At 37.5% G+C, this 293-nt stretch carries 1 protein-coding gene; it reads right to left on the bottom strand.

Annotated features, from left to right (window positions below):
* Positions 1 to 217 (bottom strand): flagellin N-terminal helical domain-containing protein (locus CWB76_RS19130; RefSeq protein WP_502704772.1); only part of this gene is annotated, 217 nt, incomplete at its 3' end.
* Between the last annotated feature and the right edge of the window lie 76 nt (positions 218 to 293).

Raw genomic sequence — 293 nt, 5'->3', positions numbered from 1 at the left:
ACATTGCATTATTTGAATTATAAAGCGCTGCTTCTTGGCCGCGTACTTGTGCGTTTAAGCGTGATGCGATTTGTAGACCCGCTGCGTCATCTTTTGCAGAGTTAATTTTAAAACCAGACCCTAAACGCTCAAGCGCTGTTGATAAATCGTTGTTGCTACGACCAAGCTGGTTTTGAATTGACATTGAAGCCATATTTGATTGAATTGATAAAGCCATGCTTAATTTCCTTTATGTTTTAAACCTATTTACACACAAAGTATAAATAGAAGTGACTAATCATTAAGAGCGACCA

This window comes from Pseudoalteromonas sp. S1609, assembly GCF_005887255.1.
Lineage (GTDB): Bacteria > Pseudomonadota > Gammaproteobacteria > Enterobacterales > Alteromonadaceae > Pseudoalteromonas.
This window is presented reverse-complemented; position numbering and strand designations above follow the sequence as displayed.